The organism is bacterium (genome assembly GCA_030247525.1).
Classification (GTDB): Bacteria; Electryoneota; JAOADG01; order JAOADG01; family JAOADG01; genus JAOTSC01.
The window spans coordinates 1-8,166 of record JAOTSC010000144.1 but is presented as its reverse complement, the minus strand read 5'-3'; the positions used below and the strand labels follow the sequence as shown (position 1 = coordinate 8,166).

Genomic DNA, 8,166 nt, shown 5'->3' with positions numbered 1-8,166 from the left:
ATTTTGTGTGTCTATCACCCACACCCATGACAATACGGATAAAGCGACACTTGGATTCGTCGTCGCCAACGCTGCGTTAGGTAGTGAAAAAGACACAATGGTCTTTCTTAGCGCCGATGGTGTGTGGGCAGCAGTCGCAGGAGAAGCGGAAAAAGTCGCTGTCGGCGAACCGTTTTTGCCTCTCAACGAGTTAATACAGAAATATGTCACCGGCGGTGGGAAAATCTATGTTTGCACGCCTTGTATGAAGAAGCGCGGTATCACCGAAGACCGCTTGATTACCGGAGCGCAACCGGCCGGCGGTGCAGCACTGGTGGAATGGCTATCGAGTGGCTCGCCTTGTGTGAGTTACTAATCGAGATGGATCAGAAAACATTGGCAAAACTCTCCATCGATTATGTATTCGACGGTGGCGAGCTTGATTGCGGTTCGGGATTAGTATTGCTACTCCGGGAAGCAATGCTTTCCGTTCCCGAAGGCGGTATACTCGAAATGCGAAGCAGCGAACCAACAGTAGGTGATGATTTACCGCCGTGGTGCAATATGACGGGCAATAACTACCTCGGGAAAACCCCATTAGGACGAGTTACCCGTTATTTTATCCAAAAAGGGAAACTGTTAGTAGAGGACGCAACCGCATTGGAAGCCGACCTTGCCAAGGCGAAAGAATACGAATGGCGATTAAGGGCCCGTTCGACCGGAAACCAGAAAACATCGGTGTATTGCCGGAATTTTTCGTTCCTCGTTGGTCAACCCGCGAGTTTCGAAGAAAAGGACGCGCATCCCTCGGCTATCGAGTATTTATTAGCGGCTCTGGCTGGTGACTTGTCTGCAGGATTTTTCGCTGCATGCTCAAGGGCAAATGTCGAACTCGATGATTTAGAGATTTCACTTTCCGGTCGTCTCCATAACATCATGGCTCACCTCGGAGTGGAAGAGGGAGATCCATCGCTTGCAGCAATTGATTTAAAGTGTTACGCCACCAGTCTTGCCTCTCCCGAGACATTGCGGAAACTCTGGAGCGAGTCGTTACGGAGTTCGCCGACCTATGCAACATTATCGAAATCGGTAACCGTAACTTGTAAGTTTAGCGTTGTTTGATGGGAAGAATGATGAATAAGCTACCGTTGTTTCCGGTAACACAAGTAGGAAGCTGGCCCCGTTCACAAGCGATGTTGCGGGCACAACAAGATCAACGGAAAGGTCGCATCAACCGCGATGAGTTCAATCGAATCGCGGAAAACGACATCGTCCGTACTATCCGTTTACAAGAGGAAGCAGGAGTTGATATTGTCGTCGATGGGGAACATCGTCGAGAGAATTTCTACTCATTTCTTACGGAAAAACTTGACGGTACTACACTTCATTCTTTAGCCGATTTGCTGGATACCGTTGAGGATAAAGCAAGCTTTGAGGAAATGTTGACAACGCTCGATGTACCAGCTTCTGCGATGTTCAATCCAACTTGTACTGGAAAACTGAATCGGCGGGAATCGTTAGCTGTCGAAGAGTTCCGGTTTGTGGAAAAACAAACCGACAAACCAGTCAAGATGACATTGCCTGGACCTTATTTACTTACCCGAGCGATGTGGGTGGGACAGCTATCAAAGTCTGCTTATTCCTGTAAAACAGAAATGGCAGATGACATTGTACGGATACTACGCGAAGAGCTGAGGGATCTCCGGGATGCTGGTTGCACCTTTGTGCAGTTCGATGAACCCGTCTTAACCGAAGTAACGCTTTCGCAAGAAAATCATCGCCGTACATTCATGTGAGCGACGTTGGCGACCCGCCGGGATGCGGGTACCGAACTGGAGTATGCAGCCGATTTGATTAATCGCGTCATTGACGGGATCGATGGCGTTCGCACTGCCATTCATGTCTGCCGGGGCAATTGGAGCCGCCGGGAAGATGTGTTGTTGTCGGGAAGTTATGAAAAATTGGTTTCGGCTTTTCAGGCAATGAAAGTCAACCAGTTTGTTCTCGAGTATGCAACACCGCGCGCTGGTGAATTTGCAATAGTGGGTCAAGGACTTACCAACCGGGAAATTGGTTTAGGAGTTGTCAATCCCCGTACTGAAGAGGCGGAGGCGGTTGCACAAATCGTCCAGCAAGTTGAATCCGCGCTGTTGTTCACAAAGCCGGATAATTTATTCCTAAACCCCGATTGTGGTTTCGGTACTTTTTCGCGGCGTTGCATCAATAGTGAAGAAGTAGCTTTGTTAAAATTATTTAGTATGGTGGAGGCTGCAAGTTACTTACGGCGAAAACACAAGTAGGAAACCACATTTACATATTCCGATTCAGTCAAGACAAAAAATCTTTGATATATTACTTCAGTTTGTTGTAATCTTACATCTTCCGCATTATTCTAAAGCACCACTGTGATGAGAATGTTTCCTTTGAGGAGCAATGCTTTGAGCGATCTTGATGAAGAGCTAAAACCAACCCAACCGCCGGTACTACCGGTTAAGCTCATCCAGAGTCACGTCGCTTTCAACCTATTGGAAGCGGTATCGGAACTTGTGCTTGTTTTAGACCCCCAAGGCACTATCGTCGAAATCAACTCTGCAGGCACCCTACAGTTAAATTCTGAGCGTTCAAAGCTGCTGGGAAGAAACTGTTTTTCGTTGTTGCCGGAGGATATCGCCCGGGCAAGACGCGATAAATTCAACGAAGCGATTCGTTCAAAAATGCCGGTTCGCTTTGAAGATGAGCGAAATGGAAGTTGGTTTCTCAATAATTTCTTTCCTGTTTTAGATGAAACCGGGGAAGTTACCCATGTCACTTTGTTCGCAATGGACATCTCTGGTCAACGTCAATTGGAGCGCGCGATTCAAATCATGCTCCAAACGACTTCCGATCTAACTGGTCACGAGTTTTTTTCAAAAGTTGTCCAAGAATTAGCTCGGTTACTTGACGTAGCAATCGCCTACATCGGAAAACTGCTGCCCGATAGTAAAACCGTGCAAACAGTAGCAGCATTTTCCAATGGAAATCTTCGTGAGAACTTCGAATACGAGATAGCGGGCACACCTTGCGAAACCGTTATCGGCAACGAAATAAAATGTTATCCGGAAAATGTACAGGAGTTGTTTCCAACCGATAAACTGCTCGCCGATTTGCAACTCGAATCCTACATCGGAGCACCATTGTTCGGTTCAAACAATGAGTGGCTCGGCGTCTTGGTAATCTGCGATACAAAACCATTGACTCGCATAAACATCTCGGAAACTCTGCTCCAGCTTTTTGCTACCCGAACTGGTGCCGAACTCGAACGGGATTTTGCACTTCACAAACTCACTGCCAGTGAAGAACGTTTACAAATGGTGTTAGAAGGGAGCCAATTAGCGATTTGGGATTGGGACATCAATTCGGGAGTAATCAGTCGCAATCAACGTTGGACCCAGTTGCTCGATATGCCATTAGAGGCAATGTCTGGTGACCTACTGCAATGGGAAACGCTGGTTCATCCGGAAGATCTGCCCTTTGTCAAGAAGTTGCTGAATGCGCATCTACGCGGATTCATCGATCGCTTTATGATCGAGTACAGGGTGCAAACATCGCGCGGAAGATGGTTGTGGGTACATGAGAGCGGCCGCGTCATCCGGTGGGACGAGACAGGTAAACCGATTCGTATGGCGGGTATTCTGTATGACATCACTGACCGGAAACTCGCTGAGCTACAGCTGCAGGAGAAAGAGCAACGCTACCGCGAATTGTTCAATGGCATGTTCAACGGCTTCTCTTTGAACGAAGTGATTTGCGACGAGTTTGGTAAACCGGTCGACTTTCGTTTTGTCGAAGTAAATCCTGCCTTAGCAGCGATGTTTGGCAGACCGGCTGAAGAGATTATCGGACATACCGCGAAAGAGTTGAGTAATTCAGATGATAGTTGGATAGAACTATGCGGAGAAGTCGCATTAACCGGCGTTTCCCAACGAATCGAGCGGTTTTCGCCATCTATGAATTTCTATTTAGAGATGTTCCTATACTCACCAAAACCGGGTTATTTTGCCGCGATCAGTTACGATATATCCGAGCGCAAGAAGGCAGAGAGAGCGTTGCAAGCAAGCGAGCGAAAACTGCGAAAAGTGATCGATCTTGTTCCGCATTTTATCTTTGCGAAAAATCGAGCCGGAAACTTCATACTCGCTAATAACGCCGTTGCCGAAGCGTTCGGCACAACAGTTGAAGAGTTAACCGGACGAACCGATGCGGACGTGAATCCGCACGAGCAGGAAGTTAAGCATTTTAATTCCGACGATTTAGAAGTCATCGATAGCGGTATGGCAAAACTGATTCCCGAAGAGACGATTACCGATTCAACCGGGAAAGTTCGCCACTTACAGACGATAAAAATTCCCTTCGATGAAGAAGAATCCGGCGAACGCGCGATGTTAGGCGTTTCCATCGACATCACCGAGCGAAAAATGCTTGCTGAGCAGTTACAACAAGCACAGAAGATGGAAGCGATTGGACGGCTTGCCGGTGGTGTCGCACATGACTTTAACAACCTGTTAACAGTGATGGAAGGTCATCTTGGATTATCAGAATTACAATTGGATAAACCGCATGCGTTACACGAACACCTCAGTGAAATCAGGAAAGCGGTAGCGAGTGCGACCCAGTTAACCCACCAATTACTTTCCTTTAGCCGAAAGCGACCAGCTGCGCCTCAAATTGTACAATTGAATGCTCAACTCGCCGATATGGAGCTCATGCTACGGCGGGTAATTGGCGAGGATGTAAAATTATCATTCCTGAAAGAACCTGATCTCTGGAATGTCTATGTAAATCCCAATCAGTTGGAACAGGCGATCATGAATCTCGCGGTGAATGCGCGGGATGCTATGCCGAGTGGTGGAAGACTCGAGCTCGAAACTAAGAATCTGATTATACCCAGCCAAGTAAAACTACCAGTCAACTTGGAACCGGGAAATTACGTCCAACTTTCGATTTCCGATACTGGTACTGGAATTCCCAATGATTATGTCGCTCATATTTTTGAACCGTTCTTTACCACGAAAAGTGAAGGGAAGGGAACCGGACTCGGTTTATCGATGGTATATGGTTTTATCAAACAGTGTAGTGGGGATATCGGCGTCGATAGTTCGATTGGGGTAGGAACGACATTCTATCTCTTCTTCCCGGCTCGCCTCGAAGAGTTAACTACGGAAGTCACAGCGGAAATCACCACCCCGACAAAGCGAACGGCAAGCGGGCATATTTTAGTGGTCGAAGACGACGACATGGTGCGCAAAGTTACCCAGACCACGCTCGAAGCCTTCGGATACCGCGTTGTGGCGGCGGCTGATGGGTATGACGCGCTTGAGATTTGCGGGAAAATGGAAAAACAATTCGATGTGATTGTCTGCGATGTGAAAATGCCCGGCCTGAACGGAAAAGAGACCATCGAGCAGATTCGTCAGACATGGCAGAATGTGAAAGTACTTTTCGCTTCGGGATACATCGCGGAAATCATCGGCTTTGAAGAACTGTTCGAGCGAAACACCGCCTTCCTCCAGAAACCCTTTACTGCGAAGGAATTGGTTGGTGCAGTCGATAAACTGCTTCGGTCGTGAATTGGGATTCGTGGCCGCGACTTTCCTGTCGTGGAGTGGTGCAAAGTGAAGGGTGTAGGGGATTCGGAATTCAGGGTTCGAGGTAACCCCGCTTTCTCAATTGTGTGAAATCTGCTTTTCAATCTGCTTTGTAAAAATACTTTGCCGTTTTAACTACTCCAACTATGTAGTTTTTCGGTCTGCTAAGAACCGACCTAATCCTTTATCATAAGACATTACGTGTTCTAACAGCCAATTGCGGACGATGGAGATCAAATGATTTTTGGCTTTTACCCGGTCATTCTCACACTCTCGCATTAAAATTTTGATTTGTGCTTTGAGCGCGTCGTGGTCGATTTTATGGTTAACATAGCTCCCAAACCCTAAGCGGTACATCAGCTCCTCTTCGGTTTGGAAGTGTAATTCCGACTCCGCAATCAGCGCTTCGAGCACTTGCAATGTTTCCTGCTTCGACCTGTTTGTTTGCAAGCTGAGTAGTAGTTGATTGCCAATAGTCAACATGTTTCGATGTTGCTGATCGATGATGGGATGTCCAATCGCGTATTTTTCTTCCCAATTGAGAATGGTCATTATGAATTCCTCGTTTCTGCGTGTATTCAATGTAGTGCTTGGTTCTAACTCATTCAAATCATTGAAGAAACCAAATCCAATCGGAGTAGTGATACGTTGCGATCATTTGATTGTGCGCATCATCGCGCCCGTGCAGTGAAAGGCGTGGGGTTAGGGATGTGGGATTCGTAGTTAGAGTGCAATTGGGAATCCCGATGTTGCTATATAGGTATTGGTAATCGTCTTCTTAACTCACAGCCATGAAAAGCCGGTGTGAGAGCATCTGCCCGTTCACAACAGTTTAGCGGCTTTTCAAGAATCGACCCAATCCTTTGTCATGCGATAGGACATGCTCAAGTAGCCAGTATCGGACGATGGCAACCAATTGATCGCGCGCTTTTATTCGATCTAGCTCACAATCTCGTTTCAGATTTTTTATTTGAGCAACTAGTTTCTCATGTTCGATCTTATGTGTTACATAACCACTGAATCCAGAGCGATGCATATACTCCTCTTCTGTTTGGAAATGTAATACAGTCTCTTCTACTAAAAACTCTAACGCCTGTAAAGTTGATACTTTCTCTTTGTCTGACTGCAGACAGACGAGCAGTTGATTCGCATAGACGACCATGTTATAGTGCTGTTCGTCGATGATACTATGACCGACGGAGTAAGAATCCTGCCACTCCAAAGTTTCCATCGCAATCCCTAAATATTTCGTGCAATAAATATAAGTAACAGGATATCTCTCGACAATGTAATCCGGGCACTATCGTTACATAACCAATGCCACTGCGGTAACGTTTCGTATCATTTTCTTCGGAACCGTTCCGATTGCGTCAATCGTAAGTGGTTTCGTCGAGTTGATTGGAAAAGAAATGGGAAATTGACTTTCGGGAGGGGGAAATGAATCCACGGGTTGACGCCTTCATTCGGTATGCAAAGCAGTGGCAGGCAGAATACGCCAAGCTGCGGGAAATCATTCTGCCGTTCGGATTGACGGAAGACATCAAATGGATGCATCCCTGCTACAGCTATGAAAAGCGGAATGTCGTCTTGATTCACGGGTTCAAAGAGTATTGCGCGCTGTTATTCTTTCAAGGGGCGTTACTCGACGATCCACACGGACTGCTGGTTCAACAAACGAAAAATGTGCAGGCGGGGCGGCAGATTCGGTTTACTGGTTTCGCAGAAATCGTTGCACAGGAAGCGGTGTTGCAAGAATACCTCCGAAATGCAATTGCTGTGGAAAAAGCCGGGCAGAAAGTCGTACTAAAAAAGACCTCTGAGTTTACAGTTGTCGACGAATTTCAAGCGGCACTCGACGCCTCCCCGGCGTTAAAACAGGCTTTCGATGGGTTAACCCCGGGACGCCAACGGGCTTACTTGCTCTACTTTTCGGCGGCGAAACAAACGAAAACGCGACTTGCCCGCATCGAAAAATGCACACCTCGCATACTCGATGGGTTGGGATTAGACGATTAGTTTTTGGGTTAGTTACAGTCTCAGTGGTGGTTACGGGCTTCCAAGCCCGTCTTAAGAGTTGCTTGTTTCAAGGGTGGTTACGGGCTTCCAAGCCCGGTTGCCGATCTCGTACATCGGACATTCTTGTCCGATGGCTTTAGGGGATAACAGTGTACTCGATATGCCCGTTGGACAGGAACCCGCTTTGCGGCTCACCGCAGGTAATGTCCAACATACGGGCGTTGGGTAGGGGCAACCCAAAGGTTCGCCCGCACTGTCATTGCGAGAGCGCTTTGCGCCGAAGCAATCCCAGAAAGGAAAAACAAGCTCTTCTGGTACCCGAAATCACCAACGATAAGCCCGTTGGACAGAATGTCCAACGTACGGGCGTTGGGTAGGGGCGGACTCCCACGTCCGCCCGTTTTGTCATTGCGAGAGCGCCTTGCGCCGAAGCAATCCCAGAAAGGAAAAACAAGCTCTTCTGGTACCCGAAATCACCAACGATAAGCCCGTTGGACAGAATGTCCAACGTACGGGCGTTGGGTAGGGGCGGACTCCCACGTCCGCC

The 8,166-nt window shown here is 47.6% G+C and carries 9 protein-coding genes; 6 read left to right on the top strand and 3 right to left on the bottom strand.

The genetic code is table 11. The annotated features are described in order from the left end of the window. The 5 genes from OEM52_11865 to OEM52_11845 all read left to right on the top strand — a co-directional run. Positions 1–355 (top strand): DsrE family protein (locus OEM52_11865; GenBank protein MDK9700833.1); only part of this gene is annotated, 355 nt, incomplete at its 5' end. After that, positions 319–1,101, top strand: a complete 783-nt coding sequence (locus OEM52_11860) for an OsmC family protein (protein ID MDK9700832.1) — start codon at positions 319–321, stop codon at positions 1,099–1,101. The genes OEM52_11865 and OEM52_11860, both read left to right, overlap by 37 nt. A gap of 8 nt (positions 1,102–1,109) precedes the next feature. Then, the gene (locus OEM52_11855; GenBank protein ID MDK9700831.1) at positions 1,110–1,775 is read left to right on the top strand and encodes a hypothetical protein; all 666 of its coding nucleotides are present in this window, start codon (positions 1,110–1,112) and stop codon (positions 1,773–1,775) included. A gap of 6 nt (positions 1,776–1,781) precedes the next feature. Further along, on the top strand, positions 1,782–2,279 hold the full coding sequence (locus tag OEM52_11850; GenBank protein ID MDK9700830.1) for a hypothetical protein: 498 nt from the start codon (positions 1,782–1,784) through the stop codon (positions 2,277–2,279). 138 nt (positions 2,280–2,417) lie between these two features. Beyond that, positions 2,418–5,585, top strand: a complete 3,168-nt coding sequence (locus OEM52_11845; GenBank protein MDK9700829.1) for a PAS domain S-box protein — start codon at positions 2,418–2,420, stop codon at positions 5,583–5,585. Between the two features lie 162 nt (positions 5,586–5,747). Here the strand turns inward: OEM52_11845 and OEM52_11840 are convergent, their stop codons facing one another. Then, positions 5,748–6,155: a hemerythrin family protein gene (locus OEM52_11840; protein MDK9700828.1), complete on the bottom strand. Its 408-nt coding sequence runs from the start codon at positions 6,153–6,155 to the stop codon at positions 5,748–5,750. A gap of 280 nt (positions 6,156–6,435) precedes the next feature. Then, the gene (locus tag OEM52_11835; protein MDK9700827.1) at positions 6,436–6,834 is read right to left on the bottom strand and encodes a bacteriohemerythrin; all 399 of its coding nucleotides are present in this window, start codon (positions 6,832–6,834) and stop codon (positions 6,436–6,438) included. A 206-nt stretch (positions 6,835–7,040) separates the two neighbouring features. Between OEM52_11835 and OEM52_11830 the strand changes: the two genes are divergently transcribed. Next, the gene (locus OEM52_11830) at positions 7,041–7,619 is read left to right on the top strand and encodes a YdeI/OmpD-associated family protein (GenBank protein ID MDK9700826.1); all 579 of its coding nucleotides are present in this window, start codon (positions 7,041–7,043) and stop codon (positions 7,617–7,619) included. A 256-nt stretch (positions 7,620–7,875) separates the two neighbouring features. Here the strand turns inward: OEM52_11830 and OEM52_11825 are convergent. After that, on the bottom strand, positions 7,876–8,166 hold a 291-nt coding region (locus OEM52_11825), incomplete at its 5' end, for a hypothetical protein (GenBank protein MDK9700825.1).